Genomic DNA, 20871 nt, shown 5'->3' with positions numbered 1-20871 from the left:
ACCTTCCCCATCGATCGGGGTGGAGCCGGGAGGTGGTGGGCCCGGGACGTAGTTCGGTCCACGGAAAGGACTTCCTAGGTGTGGAGGCATGTCGGGCTCCTACTACGGGAGGCGGGAGAACCAGAGGAGGGAGGCGAGGGCGGCCAGGAGAGCGGCGGCCAAGGCGATTCCGGCTACCAGGTTGGTGATCTCGCGGGGTTCGGTGGTCCAGCCGATGGAGGACTGGAGGTCGGAGTAGACGTCGCGGAGTTGCTCGTCGGACTCGGCTTCGTAGAACGAGCCTTTGGTGGTGTCGGCCAACCGCTGCAGCGCCTGCGTGTCAGCCGGCACCGGGATCTCGCGACCATCGATGTTGACCGTGCCCTCCGGCGTACCGTAGGCGATCGTCGACACCGGAACACCAGCCTGTACGGCGGCCTGCGCGGCCTCGTCGACCGGGCTGCCGGAGGTGTTACCGCCGTCGGAGAGCAGGACGATCCGGCTCGGCGGTGGGTCGTTGGGGTCGATGGTGCGAACCGCTTGCAGGCTGGTCAGTACGGCGTCGCCGATCGCGGTGGCGTTGCTCAGTTCCAGACTGCTGATCGCGTCGACCGTGGCCTGGTGGTTGGTGCTCGGCGGCGTCACCACCGTTGCCGTCTGGGCGAACGAAACCAGCCCGACGTTGAACTGCTCCGGCAGGTCCTGCACGAACTGGGTCGCCGCCTGTTGTGCGACCTCGAACCGGTTCGGCGCGACGTCGGTCGCGGCCATCGAGTTCGACACGTCCAGCGCGACCACCACGGTGGCGCGTTCGCGCGGAACGCGGATGTCGGCCACCGGCCGGGCGATCGCGATCGTGAGCACGGTGAGTGCGGCGAGGAAGGCCGCGGCCGGCGCGTGCCGGCGCCAGCCGGGCCGATTCGGGGCGACCTTCTCCAGCATCGGCAGGGTCGCGAATCGAACGGCGTACTTGGTGCGTCGGCGCTGGGCGATCAGGTACGCCGCGACCAGGGCCGCGACCAGCACCAGCAGCCAGAGCCACAGGGGTTGCTCGAATCTCATCGGATACCGGTCCTCGAAGTCGGGTGCCGACGGACACTGGCCCGGCGGCGGGCGGTGGCGAACGCGGCGACGTCGCGCACCCAATCGTTGTCGGTCCGCAGCACCAGGTGCGCGGCACCGGCACCACGAATCGCCTGCGTGGTCCGGTCCCGGTGCGCGGCCATCGCGTCGGCGTACCGGCGGCGCAGTTTCTTACTACTCGTCTGTACTTCGCGACGTCGTCCGGTCTCGGGGTCGACCAGCGTGAGCAGGCCGACCTCGGGCAGCTCGAGTTCGCGCGGATCGAGCACCTCGATCGCGAGCACCTCGTGCCGAGCGGAGAGTCGGCGCAACGCGTCGGCCCAGCCGAGCGCGCCCTCGGTGGGCGCAGTGGTGCCGCGGCCGATGGATCCACCCGCGACGATCGCAGGCGTGAACGGGTCGTCGTGGAAGTCGGAGACGATCACGCGGAGTCCCGGCCGTGGATGCTCGCGGTTCAGCCGCGCGATCGCCCGGGCGAGATCGGTGCGCGGGTATTCGCCCGGAGTTGCTCTGGGCAACGAAAGCAGCGTGCGCAGCGACCGCCGGAGCTGGACCCCGCCACCGGCCGCCGGCAGCCGGCGCACCTCGTCGCCCACCGCGATCCGGACGCCGAGCCGGTTGCCGGGACCGCTGGCCAGCAGCCCGAGCGCGCCGACGATCGCGATCGCCAGATCACGCTTCTCGCTGAGCGCGGTCCCGAAGTCCATACTGGCCGACGCATCCAGCAGTGCCCACGTCTCCAGTTCCCGCTCGGCCAACGGCGCCCGCACGTGCGGTTCCAGCGAACGAGCGGTCACGTTCCAGTCCATCCGGCGTACATCGTCCTGCCCGGCCTGATACGGCCGGGCCTCGTTCGGCTCGCTCCCGGGACCAGTCCGCAGCCCGGTGATGTCACCGTGCAGAAACCCTTCCAGCTTCCGCTTCACCGTCAGCTCGAGAGCGCGCAACGCACGCTCACGACCGGCTAGCAGATCAGGGCCGGTGTTCATGCGGCTGACTCGGCGTCGGCCGGTACGACGTGAGGCTGCTCAATCGTGTGCAGAATCCGCGCGATCACCGACCGCGGGTCCACACCGTCCGCGAGCGCGTCGAACGTGAGCACCAGCCGATGCGACATCACGTCGAGCGCGACGTCGTACACGTCAGCCGGAAGCACATAGTCCCGACCACGCAGCAGCGCCAACGCACGACCCGCCGCGACCAAACCGAGGGTTGCCCGTGGGCTCGCCCCGAACTCCAGTACGCCGGCCAGCTCCGCCAGCCCGTACTGATGCGGTTCCCGAGTCGCATGCACCAGCCGTACGACGTACTCGGCCACGGCGTTGTGGACGAACACCTCTTCCGTTGCCTGCTGCAACTGATGGACCTGCTCCGGCGTCAGTACGCCGTTCGCGTGCGGACGCCGAGCGCTCATCCGCTGCAGGATCGTCAGCTCCTCGAGCGGACTCGGATAATCGACGGTGATCTTCAGCAGGAACCGGTCGCGCTGCGCCTCGGGAAGCGCGTAGACACCGTCGGACTCGATCGGGTTCTGGGTCGCGAGGACCAGGAACGGATCCGGCAGCTGGTAACTGACGCCGCCGATGCTGACCTGGTTCTCGGCCATTGCCTCCAGCAACGCCGACTGCACCTTGGCCGGGGCCCGGTTGATCTCGTCGGCGAGGACCAGGTTGGCGAAGATCGGGCCGAGCTCGGTGTCGAACCCCTCGGTCGACGGCCGCCAGATCCGGGTCCCCATGATGTCGCCCGGGACCAGGTCGGGGGTGAACTGCAGCCGGGCGAACCGGCCACCGATCACCTCGGCCAGCGTCCGGACCGCCAGGGTCTTCGCGACCCCAGGCACCCCTTCGAGCAGACAGTGGCCGCGGGCAAGCAACCCGACCAGCATCCGCTCGACCAGATGGTCCTGGCCGACGACGACCCGCTTCACCTCGAACAACGCGTGTTCGAGGGAAGCGGCCGTCACGCCGGGACGCGCGACGTGGGTCTCACTCATGCGTTGTCAGCCGGGTTCTGCTGAGGCTGAGTCGGCTGGGCCTGGCCCTGGCCGCCGCCTTGCTTGTCCGGGCAGTCCCTGCCGTCGGTGGCCGCGCCGCTGCCCTGCTGCGGCGTGGTACTCGGGTTGTCAGCAGCGGGGGTGCCTTCCTCGACGGTGACGTAGCCCTGGTCAGGCGCCGGGTCGTCCCCCGCCGCGTAGGCGAAGCCGCCGACACCGAGGGCGGCCGCGACGACCGCCGTACCGAGGAGGATCCGCTTGCCTGGGAAGTTCATGAATAGCTCCTTCGTCTCGAGTGGTCACCACTTCATCAACCAGCCCCGAAAACGTCCGGAAAGGAGAACGAAAGTCCGGCGAAAGACCAGAACGGCCCAGGACGCCGACACCGCTACCTTGGTGTCGTGCGACTACTGGTGGTGGAGGACGAGGAAGGCCTGGTCAGCGCGTTGCGCTCCGGACTCGGGCGGGCCGGCTATGCCGTGGACACGGCACTGACCGGCGCCGAGGCGGTGGAGAAACTGGCGACCACGGCGTACGACCTGGCGATCCTGGACATCACGCTGCCGGACACCAGCGGGCTCGACCTGTGCCGGGCGGTCCGCCGTGGCGAGATCGAGGTGGCCTCCGGGCGGGAGCTGCGGGTGCTGATGCTGACCGCGCGCGCCTCGCTGGCCGATCGGGTCCGCGGGCTGGACGAGGGTGCCGACGACTACCTGACCAAGCCGTTCGCGCTGGTCGAGCTGCTGGCCCGGATCCGCGCGTTGCTGCGCCGCGATGTGACGAACGGCAGTACGCAGCTGCATGTCGGCGACCTCGTGCTCGATTCCGCCCGCCACCTCGCCACCCGGAACGGTCGCGAACTCGCGCTGACCCTGAAGGAGTTCGGCGTACTGCGGTATCTGATGTCGCGCCCCGGTCATGTCGTGTCGGCCGAGGAACTGCTCGAACACGTCTGGGACGAGAACGCGGATCCGTTCACCCAGAGCGTCCGGGTCACCGTCGGCACCTTGCGCCGCAAGCTCACCCAGGACGGGGAAGACGCCGTACTCGAGACTGTGATCGGTCGTGGTTACCGGCTCCGAGGTGAGGACACATGAAGGTTCCCCCGTGGGCCCAGACGATCCGCTTCCGGCTGACGCTGACCTACTCCGCGGTGCTGATCGCCCTGTCCGCGCTGGTGCTCGGTGGGGTCTACTTCGCGCTCCGGGCCTACCTGGATCCGCAACCGCTGAACCCGATCACGGTCAAGAAGATGTACAAGGACCACAACGGCGAATACCAGTACAGGGACGGCTCCAAGTTCGAGGCCGCGGATCTCGCCAGCGTGCAGTCCGCGGTCAATTTCCAGACGCTGGAGACCCTGCGGTACTACTCGGCCGCCGGGATGGGTGCGCTGTTCCTGGTCAGCCTCGGGACCGGCTGGTGGTTGTCCGGGCGGGCCCTCCGGCCGGTACGGCGGATCACCGAAACCGCGCAGGAGATTTCGGCCACCGACCTCTCCCGGCGGATCGCGCTCGAAGGTCCGCGGGACGAGCTGCGGAACCTCGGTGACACCGTCGACGACATGCTGGAGCGGCTGGAGTCGGCGTTCGTCGCGCAACGCCAGCTCGTCGACGACGCTTCCCACGAACTGCGCAATCCGCTCGCGGTCATCCAGGCGAACGTCGACGCCGTACTGGCGCATGACGACACCCCGCCCGAGGACCGGGCTCAGGCGACCGCGATCGTGAGTCGCGCGATCCAGCGGATGACCCGGCTCGTCGAGGACCTGCTTGCCTCGGCCCGCCGCTCGTCCCCGGCGTTCGTGGACGCGGACGTGGACCTGGCCGCGATCACGAGTGAGGCGGCCGAGGAGTACGAGCTGCTCACCGCCGATCGAGAACTCCGCGTCGTACGGCGGCTCGCGCCCGGCCCGATCGCCGCCGGCGACGCGTCCGCGCTTCGGCGTGCTGTCGACAACTTGCTGTCCAACGCGGTTCGCCTCGCCCGGGGCGGTAGTCAGCTGGTGCTCGCGGTCGGCAGCCAGAACGGATGGGCCTGGATCGCGGTCCGCGACGAAGGACCCGGTATCGCGGCCGATGACGCCGACCGCGTCTTCGACCGCTTCTTCCGATCCGGCACCCAGCAATCGCCCGCCACTGTCCCGTCCACCGGCCAGCGCCGGGCGGGGCTCGGTCTCGCGATCGTCCGGCAGATCGCCGAATCCCACGGTGGGACGGTCGCCCTGCATTCCGAGCTGGGCGTGGGCAGCACGTTCATCATCTGGCTCCCCGACCGCTCGCTGACCGACGACGTCCGCCGTACTCCCGCCCCACCGTCGGAGGACCCGCTCGGCCCGCGTCTCTGACGTTTCGGCCGCAGTCGAAGGGGTTCTGGTACCCACAACCGATAGTGCACGCTCGGCTTCATGCGTGGAGTGCTGACTGTGCTGGTGTTACTGGGTCTGCTCGCGGCCGGGCTGCCGGCCCAGGCCGTGCCGATCGGCGGCGGTACGCCGATGGCCCCGGGCTACGCGTTCTATCCCCGGGTGATCCGGCTGGAGCATCAGGCCCAGGGCAACGGGACGCTGGTGTCGGCGCTGGTGACGAACGACGGCGACTGGATCGGCGCGATCCACCACAGCACGGACAACGGGCTGACGTTCAAGCAGGTCGGGCGGGTCGCCGATCCGCTGAACCACAAGGGGATGTGCTGCCACACCTTGTACGAGCTGCCGCAGGCGGTGGGTGCGATGCCGGCCGGCACGCTGCTGTGGGCCGCGTCGATGGGCGCTGACGAAGGCACCAACCGCCGGATGAAGGAGCACGTCTGGAAGTCCGGCGACCAGGGCAGGACCTGGACGTTCTTGGCCGAGGTGGACGAGTCGCCGAGTTCGGCCGGGACTTGGGAGCCGGAGTTCACGGTCACGACCGATGGCCGGTTGGTGATGTTCTACTCCGACGAGACGGACGGCGTGCACAGTCAGAAACTCGTCGAGCACGCGACCACTGATGGCGTGAATTGGACGGGACCGCGGGATGTGGTGGCGCTGACCGATACGGCGGCCAGGCCGGGGATGGCCGTCGTACGGAAGGTTCCGGACGGTACGTATCTGATGAGCTACGAGATCTGCGGGCCCGGGCACAACTGCGAGGCCTACGTCCGCTGGTCGACCGATGGGTGGAACTGGGGTTCGCCGACCGATGCCGGCAGCCGCGTCCGGACGGCCGACGGGCGGTACCCCGGCAGTACGCCGACGATCACGGTCGCGGGGAATACCGTCGTACTGAACTCGATGCGGGTGCGGAACGCCGACGGTTCATTCGCGGCCGGGGACGGGCGGATGTTCTTCGGGAACGCGGCCAGTGGGCACGGGGATTGGTTCGAGGTGACGGCGCCGGTGCAGATTCCGGATCCGGGGAACGGGGTGTGCCCGACGTGGAGCAACCCGCTGCTCGGTTCGGCGGACGGCAAGTCGGTGTTCCAGATCGCGACCGACTACGACGCGGGCGGGACCTGCCGGGCCTGGCCGGGCGCGGGCGCCGCCGTACCGGTGGGAAGTCGGTCAGCTGTTGAGTCGGGGCGGACGTTCGTCACGCAGTATCAGCAGCATCTCTTTGCGACGGCCTCGAGTGGCACATTGCGGCATTGGTTCTGGGACAGCCGGGACGGGATGCACAGCGACACCTGGGGTACGGCGGTCGCCGGACAGCCGGCCGGATTCCTGTACGGCGAGCAGCAGCACGTGTTCTGGCGATCGACGAGCGGGGTGTTGGAGCACTCGTTCTACGACCCGGCGAGTGGCAGCTATCACGACACCTGGGGTACCGGCTTGGGCGGCGACCCGGCCGCACTGGTGAACGGCAACGCCCAGCACGCCTGGGCAGTCGATGCCTCCGGCAACCTTCAGCACTGGTGGTGGGCGCCAGGACAGGCCGTCCAACGCAACACCTGGGGCAGTGGGCTCGCCGGACGACCGAGCGCGATGCTGGTTCAGGATGCCGAGCACATCGTCGTACGGACGACAGACGGCCGGATCCGGCACACCTGGTGGACGGGACCGCAAGGGTTCCGGAGCGAGACGATCGGCAACGATGTCACCGGCGACCCGGTCACCGCCCAGATCGGCGACGCGCAGCACATCTGGGCCACCACCTCGAACGGCGAGCTCCGGCACTGGTGGTGGAACGCCCGCGAAGGCTGGCGAACCGACGTCTGGTCCACGAGCGCGGTCGGGCGTCCCGCGTTCCTCCAGGTCGGCGCGGCCCAGCACATCTGGCACCGCACCACCACCGGCGACCTTATCCACGTCCACTGGTCCCCGGCGACCGGGCTCGCGCGCGAAACCTGGGGCACCGGCATCACAGGCGACCCCACCGCCACCGCAGTCGGCTCCGCCCAACACGTCTGGTCCCTCGACGCCGACAACGCCGCCCAGCACTGGTGGACCGAAGGCTCGTCAATCCGTCACGACACCTGGGGCTGACGCTTTCGCATCGCAGCCAGGGAGCCGAGCACGAACAACACCGCGAGCCCGCCGGACAGATACTTCGGGAACGTCGTGTCGAGATCCCAGTCCGCAGTCGTCATCCGGCCCGGGTGTTCCCGGTCGTACCGGATCTCGATCGGCTGCCCCACCACGGCCTGGCGGAAGTTCCCGGTGGTCGCGGTGATCGTCTTCCCGGCCAGCGTCGTGTACCGGACCTTGATGCTCTGGTGCTTGCCCGAGTCGTCCACCTTCAGCACGGTCCCCGTCACCACCTCACCGCGCTCCTGCAACCCGTTCAGCGTGAGAACCTCCCACCACCCCAGCATCACGCTCACCAGCGCGCAGATCACCAGCAACACACTGGCGAACCCGACACTCCACTGGGCCCTTGGTCGCGTCCTCGTCTCAGTCACGCCGGGTATGACGTATCTTCGGCCTCGGCGGATCCCCACTCCCGCAAGAACCAGGTGCCGGCGACCACGAAACCGATCGTGGCCAGTGGGAAGAAGACCACCGGGAACCCGTACCCGAGTCCCCAGTTCTCGGCCTGCATCCGGTCCGGCTCCTCGGGGTCGTACACCACCTCGATCGGCGCCCCGACCGCCGGCTCGCCCTCGAAGTTCGAGGTCATCTCGGTGACCGTCCGGCCGGCCTTCGTCGTGTACCTGACCTCGATCCAGCTGTCCCGTCCGCCGACCTTGCGGTCGACGACGATCCCCGTGGCTACCTCACCGCGGTGCCGCAACCAGTACAGATCCTCGACCTGCACATACCCGATGAACGCGACGACGACCGCACCGACGAAGCCCCCAATGCCTTCCAGGAGCCACCGCCGCCGCGACTCAGCCTTCATCGGACGGCGATACCGCGGAGGCGGGTGAGCAGCTTGAACTTGAGTTGGAGGATGCCGGCCAGGACCAGCAGCGCGGCGAAACCTCCGAAGACGAGCAGGTTGAAGCCGTAGCCGAGGCCCCAGTCGGCGGCCTGCATGCGCTCGGGGTTCTGACGGTCGTAGATGACGTCGATGGGCTGACCGACCTCGGCGGACTTGTAGCGCGACGTGTCGTTGACGATCTCGTCGCCGGCGAGCGTCACATACCGAACCTCGACCCACGAACTCTTGCGGGTGTCGTGCTCTTTCAGCACCGTCCCGGTGACGACCACGCCCCGCTCCCGGAGGAAGTACACGTCCGCACTCTGCACGCACGCCGCCACGACGAATCCCAGCGCGACCACAAACGCGCCAACCGCCCTGAAGTCCAGGCTCCGTCGCTCCATCGAGTTCCTTTGCACGCCAGTACGACGTACGCCGAGCCCGCTCAGCTCCCGTTGTACGGCGACGAAAGCAAGGGGCGGGTGTTGGTGAGGACCTGGGCGTAGTTGGTGCGGATCTGGGTGGCGTCGAGGGTGATGGCGGGTTCGGGTTTGCCGACGGGGATCTGCCAGGTGGGGAGGTCGCCGGTGAGGGCCCAGGCGGCTTGGCGGGCGGCTCCGAGGGCGACGTACTCGGCGGGTTCGGGGAGGACGACTTCGGCGCCGAGCAGGGCAGGAGCGAGAGCCTGTACTGAGCGGGAGCGGGCACCGCCGCCGAGTAGCAGGAGGCGGTTGACGGGGATGCCTTGGGCGCGGAGGGCGTCGACGGCGTCGGCCAGGCCGCACAGCAGTCCCTCGACGGCCGCGCGGGCCATGATCGCGGGCTGCATGGTGGCCCGGGTGAGGCCGTAGACGAGGCCGGTCGAGTGCGGGAGGTCGGGCGTGCGTTCGCCATCGAGGAAGGGCAGCAGCACGAGCCCCTGGCTGCCGGGCGACGACAGCGCGGCCTCGTCGAACTCGGCCAGCGTCATCCCGAGCAGTTCCGCGGTCGCCGACATCACGCGGGCCGCGTTCAGGGTGCAGACGAGCGGGAGGTATTCGCCGGTCGCATCCGCGAAGCCGGCGACGAAGCCGGAGGCGTCCGCGGTCGGGTGCGCGGACCGGGCGAACGCCGTACCGCTGGTTCCGAGCGAGATCGCGACATCACCGACCTGCAGATCCAGCCCGAGCGCGGCCGCCGCGTTGTCCCCGGTCCCCGCAGCCAGGGCCGCGCCGGACGCCGTCCGGCCGACGATCTCGGCCGGGCCGGCCACCCGCGGCAGCTTCAGCGACCGCCCGAACGCACGCTCGACCAGATCCTCGCGATAACTGTTGGTCGCCGGCGACCACCACCCAGTCCCCGAGGCATCCCCCCGGTCCGTGGTGATCCCGTCGATCCCGGTCCGATCAGCAGCGAGCCGATGCGTCATCCAGTCGTGCGGCAGTACGACGGCCGCCGCCCGCGCGACCGCATCCCGGCGTACCGGGTCGGTGTCGGCGTTGTCCCGGATCCACCGAAGCTTGGTGACGGTGAACGACGGCACCGGCATCGATCCGACAGCCTCGGCCCACGCTTCCGGTCCACCGAGCTCCGTGATGAGCTCGGCGGTTGCGTCGGCGGAGCTGGTGTCGTTCCACAGGACTGCCGGGTGGACGACCTCGCCGGTCTCGTCCAGGAGCACCATGCCGTGCTGCTGACCCCCGATGGCGATCGCCTCGACGCCGTCGAGCAGCCCGTCGGACGCGATCTCCCACGCCTTCCACCACTCCTGCGGGTCGACCTGGGTCCCGTCCGGGTGCGGCGCCCGTCCTTCGCGCAGGATCGTGCCGGTCTCGGCATCGCACACGACCACCTTGGTGGCCTGGGTGGAACAGTCCACCCCGGCCACCAGTCTCGGCTGAGTCATTCCGGCTCCCTGATTAGTTTGGAGACCAGCCTAAAGCGCCTCGAGCGTCGCGCGCGCCCCAATCTCGTGGAGTGACTGCAGCGCCGCGGTGTACTGCTCGACAAACCGGGCGTCGGAGGCGAGATCGCCGAAGAGATCCGGATCCGAGATGAACACCAGCGGGTCCTCGCGGTTGTGCTGGGCGCGCTCGACCAGCTTGTCGCGCAGCCGGTCGACCACCACGATCGGCTCACCCAGCTCATCCGTACCCTCGGCGTACCGGGCCCACGACGCGACCACCAGCGCCGACCGTTTGATCTCGCGCCCAGCTGCGAGCTGCTCGCGGATGACCGGGACCAGCCACTTCGGGATCCGGTCCGAACTCTCCGCACACAGCCGGGCGAGCGTGTCCTTGACCTCCGGATTCGCGAACCGCTCGATCAGCTGATGCCGGTACCGGTCCAGGTCGACCCCGGGCACCGGCGGCAGCGTCGGCGTACCCTCCTCGGTCATGTAACCGAGCAGGAAGTCCACGAACAGCTTGTCCTGGCACACTTCGTGCGCATATCGGTAGCCGGACAGATACCCCAGATAGCACAGCGCCTGATGCGATGCGTTCAGCAACCGCAGCTTCATCAACTCGTACGGCTCGACGTCGTCGACGATCTGCACGCCGACTTCCTCGTACGGCGGCCGCACGCCCCCGAAGTCGTCCTCGAGCACCCACTGGGTGAACGGCTCACACACCACCGGCCACCCGTCCTCCACACCAAATGCCGCGGACAGCGCGTCCCGATCGGCGTCCGTGGTGACCGGGGTGATCCGGTCCACCATGCAGTTCGGGAACCGGACCTCGTTCTCCAAATGATCAGCCAGCGAAGGATCCTTCAACCGGGCGAACGCGGCCAGCATCTTCCGCGCGACATGCCCGTTCCCCGGGATGTTGTCGCACGACATCACCGTGAACGGCGGGATCCCGGCTGCCCGTCGCCGGGCCAGCGCCTCGACCACGAACCCGAACGCGCTCCCCGGCGTCGCGCCAGCTTCAAGGTCGGCCTCCAGCCCGGACGTGTCCAGCTCCCCCGTCACCTGGTTCACGTGGTACCCACCCTCGGTGATCGTCAGCGAGACGATCCGGGTAGCGGGATCCACCAGCCGATCGAGGACCGCCTCAGCAGAGTCCGGTGCGAACAAATAGTCCACGATCGAGCCGATCACCCGCGGTTCCAGCGTCCCGTCCGGGTGCTTGATCACCAGCGTGTACAGGTGATCCTGCGCGGACATTACGTCGTACATCCGGCGATCCTGCGGCAGTACGCCGACCCCGACGATGCCCCAGTCGAGCGCCTTCCCGTCGTTCATCAGCGCGTCCAGGTACATCGCCTGGTGGGCCCGGTGGAACCCACCGACCCCGAAGTGCACGATCCCCGGGGTGACCGCCGTACGGTCATAAGCCGGTACGGCGATGTCGACCGCATTCAAGCCGGCAGTGTTCAGCTGGGTCACTTGACCGCTCCCAGCGACAGACCCTGGACGAGCTTGTCCTGGGCCGCGAAGCCGGCGATCAGCACGGGCAGCGAGACCACGATCGACGCGGCACACACCTTGGCGAGGAACAATCCTTGGCTGGTCACGAACCCAGTCAAGAACACCGGCGCCGTCTGCGCCACCGTGCCGGTCAGCACCCGGGCGAACAGCAGCTCGTTCCAGCTGAAGATGAAGCAGATCAGCGCCACCGACGCGATCCCCGGAGTCACCACCGGCGCGACCACGGATCGCAAGGTCCTGCCGAGCGACGCTCCGTCGACCGAGGCCGCCTCCAGGATCTCCACCGGCACCTCGGACAGGAAGCTGCGCAGCATCCAGACCGCGATCGGCAGGTTCATCGAGGTGTAGAGAATGATCAGCAGCCAGATGTTGTCGAGGAACCCGACCGACTGCGCGAACAGGTAGATCGGCAGCAGGCCGGCCACCACCGGCAGCATCTTCGTGGACAGGAAGAAGAACAGGACGTCGGTCCACTTACGCACCGGCCGGATCGACAACGCGTACGCCGCCGGGAACGCCAGCAGGATCACGAATGCCGTGGACAGCACACTCGCGGTCAACGAGTTCGCCAGCGACGGCCAAGGCCCGGTGTCGAAGAACGACTTGTAGCCATCCAGAGTCAGCGGGGCCGCGATGTCCGGCGGGTTCTTGGCCGCATCCTCCTCGGAGTGGAACGAGGTCAGCAGCATCCACAGCACCGGCATCACGAACAGCAGACCGACAACCCACGCGAGCCCGCTCAGCGCCCAACCACCACCACGCCGCTGATGCCCCTTGACCATCGTCACCTGCCCGCTCATCGTCCGGACTCCTCTCGGAACAGCGTGGATACCGACCGCAGCGCGAAGGTCGCGATCGCGATCGTGCCGATCACCACGATGACGCCGGCCGCGGAAGCGCGTCCGTAGTCGTGTGCGGTGTAGAAGGTCTGGTAGATCGTGTACGGCAGGTTCGACGTACCGAGACCGCCCGAGGTGATCGTGAAGACCGCATCGAAGTTCTGTACGACGTAGATCGAGCCGAGCAGCGCGGACAGTTCGAGGTACTGGCGCAGGTGCGGCAGCGTCATGTAGCGGAAGATCTCCCACTGGTTCGCGCCGTCGATCCCGGCCGCCTCGATCACGTCCAGCGGCCGGCTCTGCAGCCCGGCCAGCAGGATCAGCATCATGAACGGCGTCCACTGCCAGACCAGCGCGAAGATGATCGACCACAACGGCTGGTTGCTGATCCAGTCCGGCTGTGGCGCGTTCTCCCCGAAGATCCACTTCAGCACCCCGTTGAACAGCCCGTACGACGGGTTGTACAGCGCGTGCTTCCAGAGCAGCGCGGCCGCCACCGGTACGACGAGGAACGGCGTGATCATCATCGTCCGGACCGCACCCCGGCCGCGGAACTTGCGGTCCAGCAGCAGCGCGATCCCGAGCCCCAGCACGAGGGAGATCAGTACGACGCCTGCCGTGAGCAGGATCGTCACCCAGATCGCGCTCCGGGTGTTGGCGTCGGTGAGCACCCGGCGGAAGTTGTCGATCCCGGCGAACCCGCGCTCGTCGGGGTAGTAGGCGTTCCAGTCCATGAAGGACGTGATCAGCGTGACCACGAACGGCAACTGGGTCACGACGATCATGAAGATCAGCGCCGGCAGCAGCGGAGCCCGCCGGGCCCAGTCGCCGGTCTTGCGCATCAGCGTCTTGTCGCCGCCGGAGTGCTTCGGCTTCGTAGCCGGCGCCGGCTTCGTGTCAACGGACATGGCTCACTCCCCTCACTTCGCCGCGCGCGAGCGGTACCGCTCGGCGACGTCGTCGGCGAGCACTTGCCCGCGTTTCAGCGCTTCGTCCACGCTCATCCGCCCGGCGATCGCCGAACTCACGTCCTGGCTGACCTGGGTGCCGAGGTCCGGGAACTCCGGGATGTCGACGAACTGGATCCCGATCGCCGGCCGCGGCTGCGTGCCCGGGTTCTTCGGATCGGCAGTCTCGATGGCCGCCTTCGTCGGCGCCGCGAACGCGCCGGCCTCCTTCAGGTACGCCGGGTTCTCGTACGTCGACGCCCGCTTCCCGGCGGGAACCCGGGACCACCCGAGCTTCTCGCCGACCAGCTGCTCGTACTCCTTGCTGGACGCCCACGAGATGAACTTCCACGCGTTGTCCTGCTTCTTGCTGGCTTCCTGGATACTCCACGACCACGCGTACAACCAGCCCGAGCTGTCGGTCTCCTTGACCGGGGCCTGGGCGTAGCCGATCTTGCCCTTCACCGGCGAGTTCGGCGCCTCGAGCGATCCGGCCGCCGACGTCGCGTCGTACCACATCGCGACGTTGCCCTGGATCAGGTTGTTCAGGCATTCGGTGAAGCCGGCCTGCGGTGCGCCCGCCTCGCCGTGGTTGCGGACCAGGTCGACGTAGAACTTGGTGGCCGCGGTGAACTCCGGCGAGTTCACCTGCGCCTGCCAGTCCTGCGTGAACCAGGTGCCGCCGAAGGTGTTCACCACGGTGGTCAGCGGCGCGAAGAGCTGGCCCCAGCCGGGCTGACCGCGCAGACAGATCCCGCGCATGTTGGGCTGTGCCTTGTCGACCTTGGCCGCGATGTCGGCGACCTCGTCCCAGGTCGGTTTGGCCGGCATCGTGACGCCCTTGGACTCGAGCACGTCCTTGCGATACATCAGGAACGACGACTCACCGTAGAAGGGTTCGCCGTACACCTTGCCGTCCTCGCCGGACATCGACTCCGTCATCGGCTTCAGGATGTCGTCCTGGTCGAACGCCGGGTCCTTGGCGATGTGGTCGGACAGTGGCGCGATCCACTTGCTCTTGGCGTAGATCGGGATCTCGAAGTTGCTCAGGGTCGCGACGTCGTACTGACCGGCCTGGCTGGAGAACTCCTGGCTGATCTTGTCCCGGACGTCGTTCTCGGGCAGCACGGTGAAGTTCACCTTGATCCCGGTCTGCTTGGTGAAGTTGTCGGCGGTGAGCTGCTGCAGATCGACCATCTGCGGGTTGTTCACCATCAGCACGTTGATGCTGTCGGCGCCGCCACCACCGGCGCCACCACCCCAGCCGGCACAGCCACTGACCGCACTCACCAGAAGTGCGACACCGACTACTCCGACATGTTTTCCCTGTCTCGGCACGAGCCACTCCCTCACCGCTCATTTGAGCAAGCTTCCGCTCACTGCCACGAGTGAAACGGAATCGTTGGTGACCTGTCAAGAGTCTGTGCAACACTGGTGCACAGCTCCGCTCATATGAGCAGACGGTGTGGGGAGGCGGCATGGAGCCCATCACGGGCGGTCCGGCACAGCTTGTGCTGACCGCGTCGATCGCGCGGCGGTACTACGTCGACGGGCGGTCCAAGGTCGAGATCGCCGACGAGTTCCGGCTCAGCCGGTTCAAGGTCGCGCGGCTGCTCGACCAGGCCCGCAGCAGCGGGCTGGTGCGGATCGAGATCAGCCATCCGGGCAACGTCGACCTCGACCTGTCCGCCCGCCTCCAGGAGACCTTCGGGCTGCGCCGCGCGATCGTCGTCGACACTCCCGAGGTCGAGCCGGCCGCACTGCGTCTGCAGCTCGGCAAGGCCGCAGCGGAGCTGCTGACCGAGATCGTCACGGCGGACGACGTACTGGGCCTCGCTTGGGCGCGCGCTGTCACAGCGATGACCGACCAGCTCACCTCACTCGCCACCGTCCCCGTCGTACAGCTCACCGGGGCGCTGACCCGGCCGGATGTCGAGGCCAACTCGGTCGAGCTCGTCCGGCACACCGCACGGCTGTCCGGCGGACCGGCGTACCTGTTCTACGCACCACTGGTGGTGCCGGACGCGACCACGGCACGCGCGCTGCGGCAGCAGCCAGAGGTGGCTGAGGCGATCAGCCATTTCGACGCGGTCACCAAAGCCGTTGTGGGGCTGGGTTCCTGGGCCGCCGGTCAATCCACCTTGTACGACGCCATGGACGCGGACGCGTGTGAGCAGCTGCAGAAGCGTGGGGTGGTGGCGGACATCTCCGGGGTGTTCGTCGACGCGAAGGGTGTTCCGGTGCAGAGCAAGGTGACCGATCGGGTCATCGCGATCAACGCCGAGCAGATGAACGCGATCGACGAGGTGATCGCGATTCCGTACGGTCTGGCGAAGGTCGAGGCGGTCCGGGCCGCGGTCCGCAGCGGGTTGGTGAACGGGATTGTTACCCACAGTCCCCTCGCACGCGCCTTGCTGGACGAGGTCTACTAGCGGGGTGGAAACCCCCTTACTCGGTGGCACCGCCAACCGGGGACTGGTCGTCCGGGTCCGCAACACCGTCCGGCGTCCGCTCCGCGTCAGCAGTACGGCGACTCACGCCGTACTGCGGTATCTGGAGGATGTGGGATTCGCCGGCGCGCCGCGGTTCCTGGATATCGACGACCAGGGGCGGGAGGTGCTCACGTATGTGCCGGGCGAGACGGTGACACCGCCGTACCCGGACTGGTCGATGACGGATGCCGCGCTCGACAGTGTGGCTTTGCTGCTGCGGGAGTACCACGCGGCGGTCGCTGGGTTCCCGGTCGACGATTTCGAATGGGCCGAGCCTGTGCCGGCGGCGTACGTGGACGGGACGGTCAGCCACAACGATCCGAACCTGGACAACATCGTGTTCCGGGACGGCGTCGCGGTCGCCCTGATCGACTTCGACCTGGCCGGACCGGGATCAGCCCTGTGGGACGTCGCCGCCGCGATCCGCCTGTGGGCGCCACTCCGACCGGACGACGACATCCACGATGTACGGCGGGGCCGGGTGCTCAGTCGGTTGCGTCGGTTCGCGGACACCTACGGACTGTCCGAGGCTGATCGCGCTCGGCTCGTCGCGGCAACGGCCGACAACCACGTCTGGTGTATGGACTACGTCCGCCGCGGCTCCGAGACCGGACACCCCTGGTTCCACCAACGCTGGACCACCGGCGAAGCCGCCCTGACCGCCCGCACCAACGCATGGTTCACTCAACACTCTCAGGCGTTGCAGGACGCTTTGCTGCACTAGCTTCCTGCTGTCCGGCGTAGTAGTTCTCCTGCAGCTTGCGAATGAAATGCGGCAGGAACACCACCGGCCCGACCGGAAACGTCTCGCCGCCGTCCTGCAACAGGGCGAGCCCGAAGGCGACCGCCGCCAGCACGATCAGCACGATCCAACCGTTCTCGCAGATCCAGGGACCGCCGTCGGAGATCAGTCCCCAGCGGGTCACCGCTCCCACCGCGAGCAGACCGACCGTGAGGACAAGCACGGCGACCATCGCGCCATGGACCCACCCGTGCGATTCCTGCCATTCCCCCTCGTGCCGAACCGCCCGCACGATCTGCCAGGCACCCAGAAGTGCGGCCAGTGCGTAGAAAGCAACCCCAAGTTTCAGCTTCGGCACGCCTGGATATCGGTGGGCGGGCGCAAGTGTTACCGACGGGTGCCGGAGAATGGGCGGGTGAGTGCGCGTGTGGTGTTGCTGGCGGGGCCTTCGGGGGCCGGGAAGTCGCGGTTGGCGGAGCTGACCGGGCTGCCGGTGGTGCGGCTGGACGACTTCTACCGGGACGGTGATGACGAGGCGATGCCGCGGTCTCCGCTCGGCATTGTCGACTGGGACGACCCCGCCTCCTGGGACGGTGACCGCGCGGTCGCCGCGCTCGACCTGCTGTGTGCGACCGGCCAGGCGGATATGCCGATCTACGAGATCTCCGCGGACGGGACCGTCGGCCACCGGGAGTTCAGTACCGAGGGGTCCCCGCTGATCATTGCCGAGGGCATCTTCGCCGACCAGATCACCGGCGAACTCAGGGATCGCGGCCTGCTCGCGCTCGCGATCTGCGTCCGGCACCACCGACTCGTCACCTTCGCCCGGCGGTTCCAGCGCGACCTCCGCGAGCACCGCAAACCGCCGTTCACCCTGCTCCGCCGCGGCCTCCTACTCCTCCGCGACGACCCCCAGGTCGTCCGCCGCTGCGTCGACGCCGGCTGCGACCCCATGACCCCGAAATCAGCCCTCCGCCGGATCAGCGCCCTGATTGCCGGACCCACACGCCATCACAATTGACCTTCCGGCCGGCATCCACGCTCAGCGCGGCACCGCGAGCACATTTGTGATGGCCTACAGGTCCGCGGGCGTTCGGCCGTTGTTCACCTTTGCCTGCTCGGATGGGCACTGTGAACCGCTCGGCTCCTGGTATAGCCGTCGTTGTGACCGCCCTGCTGCTCGGTGTGACCGGTTGCGGCAGTGACGCGGGCGCTGCGGTGCGCCCCGCCGACACGCCGGTGCCCTCCGCCGCCGTCATCGAGCAGAAGAGCACGCTGGCCGGGCTGATCGCGCTGCCCCGCGGCTACGTGGCCGACCCGAAGCACAGCACCGGCCCCTTCGGCACCGAGAGCTACATCGCGAACTTCTCCGCCGAGCCCGCCCTCGACCGGGCCCTGCTGCTGAACGCGGGTTTGACCGAGGGCTACCGCGCCAGCCGGCTCAGCCCGGACAAGAAGAAGCGTTACGTCATCCAGCTGTTCAAAGTGGCAACCCCGGCCAAGGCGAAGATCCTGCAGGACGGCTTCTGGAGCCAGGAACCCCGCAACCACCCCTTCCGCGTCCCCGGCGCCCTCAGCAACGCACACGCGTCGTACGACGCAGGGACCGAGAAGAACGAGGCAATCGCCGAAGCCAGCATCGTGGTCGGCTCCCTGGTCGCGCTGCTGTCCGTCCGCCAGTCCGCCCCGCTCGGTACGTCGATCCGCCCGGACACCGCGCTGATCGCCGACCTCGCCGTACGCCAGCGCGCCCGTCTCACCAGCAACTCCAGCTGACGGTCGCGTACGAGCTACCCGAAGTGGCGCTCGCGGGCTAGTTCGTCCGCCCACCACCGTCCGTACCGTCGGACAGGTGAAACGACTTGGGGTTGTCAGCGGCGCCATCGGCTGGTTCGGCGGCATGGTGCAGTTCTTCCTGCTGATGGCTCTCGTGCAGTTCGCCTGGACGACGCCGTACAGCTGGGCCGGCAACAACATCAGCGACCTCGGCAACGTGCACTGTGGTGACTTCGACGGCCGCTATGTCTGCTCGCCGTTGCACACCTTGATGAATGTCTCGTTCACGACCGGCGGGATCCTGATCATCCTCGGTGCGATCCTCACCCACGACGCCTGGCCGCGGACCGTCGTCGCGCGGCTGATCCGATCGTTGCTGGTAGCAACAGGTGCGGGCTGGATGACGGCCGGTCTGTTCCCCGCCGACGTCAACGAGAACCTGCATGTCCTCGGCGGTGCGTTCGTCATCTTCGCGGGCGGCAACCTGGCCCTGCTGCTGACTGTGTTCCTGCGCACCGGACCGTTGGCGAAGCTCCGGTGGTGGGGCTTCGCCTTCGGTCTGCTCGGCCTGGCCGCGATGCTGCTGCACTTCAGCGGCAACGGCCTCGGACTCGGTGTCGGCGGGATGGAACGCGTGACCGCCTACGGCCTCCCGATCTGGCTCGGGCTGGCCGGATTCCGCTTGTTCCTAACCGATCCGGTCGATCACGAGCGGCCCGGCCTCGTACGACGTTGAGACCTCGACTGCATCGGCCAACGACTCCAACGCCCGCTCGAACCGGCTCGCGTCATCCGCATGCAAGGTCAGCAAGGGTTCTCCGGCCGTGATGGTGTCACCGGGCTTCGCGTGCAGCTCGATGCCGGCGACCGCGGAGACCGGGTCCTCCTTGCGAGCCCGACCAGCCCCGAGACGCCACGCGGCAACCCCGACTGCGAGTGCGTCGAGCTTCGACAGCACACCGGACGAAGGAGCCGGTACGACGTGCTGCTCCGGAGCGACCGGGAGTTCGGCATCGGGGTCGCCGCCCTGGGCCGCGATCATCGCGCGCCAGGCGTCCATCGCCGTACCGTCTCGAAGCTTCTCCGCCGGATCGACATCGGTCACACCGGCTGCCGCGAGCATCTCGACGGCCAGGGCGATCGTGAGCTCGACGACATCGGCCGGACCGCCACCGGCCAGTACCTCGACGGATTCGCGAACCTCCAAAGCGTTTCCGGCGGTCAGACCGAGCGGCACCGACATGTCGGTGAGCAGGGCAACGGTTTTGACACCGGCATCGGTGCCGAGTGCAACCATCGTCTCGGCCAGCTCGCGGGCATCGGCGAGATCCTTCATGAAGGCGCCGGAGCCGACCTTCACATCCAGCACCAGGGCACCGGTGCCCTCGGCAATCTTCTTGCTCATGATCGAACTGGCGATCAGCGGGATCGCCTCGACCGTACCGGTCACGTCGCGCAGCGCGTACAGCTTCTTGTCCGCCGGAGCGAGGCCGTCACCGGCCGCGCAGATCACCGCGCCGACCTCCTCCAACTGGCGCATCATCTCGTCGTTGGACAGCGCCGCACGCCAGCCCGGGATCGACTCGAGCTTGTCCAGCGTGCCGCCGGTGTGACCGAGGCCGCGACCGGACAACTGCGGTACGGCGACGCCGCAGGCCGCGACCAGCGGTGCCAGCGGCAGCGTGATCTTGTCGCCGACCCCGCCGGTGGAGTGCTTGTCCGCGGTCGGCCGGGACAGCTTCGCGAAGTCCATCCGCTCACCGGACGCGATCATCGCCGCGGTCCAGCGGGCGATCTCGCGGCGGTTCATCCCGTTCAGCAGAATCGCCATCGCCAGCGACGACATCTGCTCGTCGGCGACATCACCGCGCGTGTAGGCGTCGATCACCCAGTCGATCTGCCCGTCGCTCAACTCACCGCGATCCCGCTTGGTGCGAATCACGTCGACCGCGTCGAAGCTCACTTGTCCTCCAGAAACTCGGGCCCGAACGCCTCAGGCAACAACTCACACAACGGCCGGCTCCCGGACGCCGTCTCGATCTGCAGGCCGGGCCCGCCGTGCTCGTGCAACAACTGCCGGCACCGCCCACACGGCGTCAGCAACTCCCCGTTGTGGTCCACACACGTGAACGCCACCAACCGCCCGCCACCAGTGCGGTGCAACTCCGACACCAGCCCGCACTCGGCACACAACGTCAACCCGTACGACGCGTTCTCCACGTTGCACCCGGCAACCACCCGCCCGTCGTCGGTCTGTCTCTTA

General features: G+C 68.0%; 23 protein-coding genes. 8 read left to right on the top strand and 15 right to left on the bottom strand.

Going from position 1 to position 20871, the window contains the following annotated elements; genetic code table 11:
• Positions 1 to 102 precede the first annotated feature (102 nt).
• The 4 genes from E1261_RS28515 to E1261_RS28500 are packed head-to-tail and all read right to left on the bottom strand — an operon-like array spanning position 103 to position 3333.
• Positions 103 to 1041, bottom strand: coding sequence for a VWA domain-containing protein (locus tag E1261_RS28515; protein WP_132411865.1), 939 nt, complete (start codon positions 1039 to 1041; stop codon positions 103 to 105).
• On the bottom strand, positions 1038 to 2051 hold the full coding sequence (locus E1261_RS28510; RefSeq protein WP_132411863.1) for a DUF58 domain-containing protein: 1014 nt from the start codon (positions 2049 to 2051) through the stop codon (positions 1038 to 1040). The genes E1261_RS28515 and E1261_RS28510 overlap by 4 nt, the downstream gene beginning before the upstream one ends.
• Positions 2048 to 3058 carry an AAA family ATPase gene (locus E1261_RS28505; RefSeq protein ID WP_132411861.1) on the bottom strand — a complete coding sequence of 337 codons (1011 nt, stop codon included), beginning with the start codon at positions 3056 to 3058 and terminating at the stop codon, positions 2048 to 2050. The genes E1261_RS28510 and E1261_RS28505 overlap by 4 nt, the downstream gene beginning before the upstream one ends.
• Entirely contained in the window at positions 3055 to 3333 is a 279-nt protein-coding gene (locus E1261_RS28500) for a hypothetical protein (RefSeq protein WP_132411859.1), read from the bottom strand. The genes E1261_RS28505 and E1261_RS28500 overlap by 4 nt, the downstream gene beginning before the upstream one ends.
• Before the next feature lie 126 nt (positions 3334 to 3459).
• Here E1261_RS28500 and E1261_RS28495 point away from each other — a divergent pair, with 126 nt between their 5' ends.
• From E1261_RS28495 to E1261_RS28485, 3 genes are read left to right on the top strand one after another with little or no spacing between them, the layout of a single operon-like run.
• On the top strand, positions 3460 to 4155 hold the full coding sequence (locus E1261_RS28495) for a response regulator transcription factor (protein ID WP_132411857.1): 696 nt from the start codon (positions 3460 to 3462) through the stop codon (positions 4153 to 4155).
• Complete coding sequence (locus tag E1261_RS28490; RefSeq protein WP_132411855.1) at positions 4152 to 5405, top strand: sensor histidine kinase; 1254 nt, start codon at positions 4152 to 4154, stop codon at positions 5403 to 5405. Before E1261_RS28495 ends, E1261_RS28490 begins: the two co-directional genes overlap by 4 nt.
• A 60-nt stretch (positions 5406 to 5465) precedes the next feature.
• Positions 5466 to 7523, top strand: coding sequence for a hypothetical protein (locus tag E1261_RS28485; protein WP_132411853.1), 2058 nt, complete (start codon positions 5466 to 5468; stop codon positions 7521 to 7523).
• Here the strand turns inward: E1261_RS28485 and E1261_RS28480 are convergent.
• Genes E1261_RS28480 through E1261_RS28445 form a run of 8 tightly spaced genes read right to left on the bottom strand, consistent with a single transcriptional unit; the run spans position 7505 to position 14936 of the window.
• Positions 7505 to 7939 (bottom strand): DUF3592 domain-containing protein, encoded by a 435-nt coding sequence (locus tag E1261_RS28480; protein WP_132411851.1) that lies wholly within the window; start codon positions 7937 to 7939, stop codon positions 7505 to 7507. The two genes, E1261_RS28485 and E1261_RS28480, sit on opposite strands and share 19 nt — an antisense overlap.
• Positions 7936 to 8379: a DUF3592 domain-containing protein gene (locus tag E1261_RS28475; RefSeq protein WP_132411849.1), complete on the bottom strand. Its 444-nt coding sequence runs from the start codon at positions 8377 to 8379 to the stop codon at positions 7936 to 7938. The genes E1261_RS28480 and E1261_RS28475 overlap by 4 nt, the downstream gene beginning before the upstream one ends.
• A complete protein-coding gene (locus tag E1261_RS28470) occupies positions 8376 to 8804 on the bottom strand; it encodes a DUF3592 domain-containing protein (RefSeq protein WP_132411847.1) in 429 nt (142 codons plus the stop codon). The genes E1261_RS28475 and E1261_RS28470 overlap by 4 nt, the downstream gene beginning before the upstream one ends.
• Before the next feature lie 41 nt (positions 8805 to 8845).
• Positions 8846 to 10285 (bottom strand): xylulokinase, encoded by a 1440-nt coding sequence (locus tag E1261_RS28465; protein WP_132411845.1) that lies wholly within the window; start codon positions 10283 to 10285, stop codon positions 8846 to 8848.
• Positions 10286 to 10315: 30 nt separating this feature from the next.
• Positions 10316 to 11770 carry a mannitol dehydrogenase family protein gene (locus tag E1261_RS28460; RefSeq protein ID WP_132411843.1) on the bottom strand — a complete coding sequence of 485 codons (1455 nt, stop codon included), beginning with the start codon at positions 11768 to 11770 and terminating at the stop codon, positions 10316 to 10318.
• Positions 11767 to 12612, bottom strand: coding sequence for a carbohydrate ABC transporter permease (locus tag E1261_RS28455; protein ID WP_132411841.1), 846 nt, complete (start codon positions 12610 to 12612; stop codon positions 11767 to 11769). Before E1261_RS28455 ends, E1261_RS28460 begins: the two co-directional genes overlap by 4 nt.
• Positions 12609 to 13559: a carbohydrate ABC transporter permease gene (locus E1261_RS28450; protein ID WP_132411839.1), complete on the bottom strand. Its 951-nt coding sequence runs from the start codon at positions 13557 to 13559 to the stop codon at positions 12609 to 12611. The genes E1261_RS28455 and E1261_RS28450 overlap by 4 nt, the downstream gene beginning before the upstream one ends.
• 12 nt (positions 13560 to 13571) lie before the next feature.
• A complete protein-coding gene (locus tag E1261_RS28445; protein WP_132411837.1) occupies positions 13572 to 14936 on the bottom strand; it encodes an ABC transporter substrate-binding protein in 1365 nt (454 codons plus the stop codon).
• A gap of 140 nt (positions 14937 to 15076) precedes the next feature.
• Here E1261_RS28445 and E1261_RS28440 point away from each other — a divergent pair, with 140 nt between their 5' ends.
• Entirely contained in the window at positions 15077 to 16030 is a 954-nt protein-coding gene (locus E1261_RS28440) for a sugar-binding transcriptional regulator (RefSeq protein ID WP_132411835.1), read from the top strand.
• A 4-nt stretch (positions 16031 to 16034) separates the two neighbouring features.
• The gene (locus E1261_RS28435) at positions 16035 to 16814 is read left to right on the top strand and encodes a phosphotransferase (protein ID WP_132411833.1); all 780 of its coding nucleotides are present in this window, start codon (positions 16035 to 16037) and stop codon (positions 16812 to 16814) included.
• On the opposite strand, the gene E1261_RS28430 is transcribed toward E1261_RS28435, so the two are convergent.
• The gene (locus E1261_RS28430; protein WP_132411831.1) at positions 16771 to 17190 is read right to left on the bottom strand and encodes a hypothetical protein; all 420 of its coding nucleotides are present in this window, start codon (positions 17188 to 17190) and stop codon (positions 16771 to 16773) included. The genes E1261_RS28435 and E1261_RS28430 overlap by 44 nt on opposite strands.
• Before the next feature lie 57 nt (positions 17191 to 17247).
• On the opposite strand from E1261_RS28430, the gene E1261_RS28425 reads away from it, so the two are divergent.
• The 3 genes from E1261_RS28425 to E1261_RS28415 all read left to right on the top strand — a co-directional run bounded on the left by E1261_RS28425 (position 17248) and on the right by E1261_RS28415 (position 19344).
• Entirely contained in the window at positions 17248 to 17853 is a 606-nt protein-coding gene (locus E1261_RS28425; RefSeq protein ID WP_132411829.1) for a uridine kinase family protein, read from the top strand.
• Between the two features lie 143 nt (positions 17854 to 17996).
• The gene (locus tag E1261_RS28420) at positions 17997 to 18608 is read left to right on the top strand and encodes a hypothetical protein (protein WP_132411827.1); all 612 of its coding nucleotides are present in this window, start codon (positions 17997 to 17999) and stop codon (positions 18606 to 18608) included.
• Positions 18609 to 18684: 76 nt separating this feature from the next.
• A complete protein-coding gene (locus tag E1261_RS28415; protein ID WP_132411825.1) occupies positions 18685 to 19344 on the top strand; it encodes a DUF998 domain-containing protein in 660 nt (219 codons plus the stop codon).
• On the opposite strand, the gene E1261_RS28410 is transcribed toward E1261_RS28415, so the two are convergent.
• Positions 19297 to 20571, bottom strand: coding sequence for a thymidine phosphorylase (locus E1261_RS28410; protein ID WP_132411823.1), 1275 nt, complete (start codon positions 20569 to 20571; stop codon positions 19297 to 19299). The two genes, E1261_RS28415 and E1261_RS28410, sit on opposite strands and share 48 nt — an antisense overlap.
• Positions 20568 to 20846: a cytidine deaminase gene (locus E1261_RS28405; protein WP_238176485.1), complete on the bottom strand. Its 279-nt coding sequence runs from the start codon at positions 20844 to 20846 to the stop codon at positions 20568 to 20570. Before E1261_RS28405 ends, E1261_RS28410 begins: the two co-directional genes overlap by 4 nt.
• Between the last annotated feature and the right edge of the window lie 25 nt (positions 20847 to 20871).

Source organism: Kribbella albertanoniae, from assembly GCF_004348455.1.
Classification (GTDB): domain Bacteria; phylum Actinomycetota; class Actinomycetes; order Propionibacteriales; family Kribbellaceae; genus Kribbella; species Kribbella albertanoniae.
The sequence above is the reverse complement of the archived record's forward strand: the minus strand, read 5'-3'. Positions and strand labels throughout refer to the sequence as shown.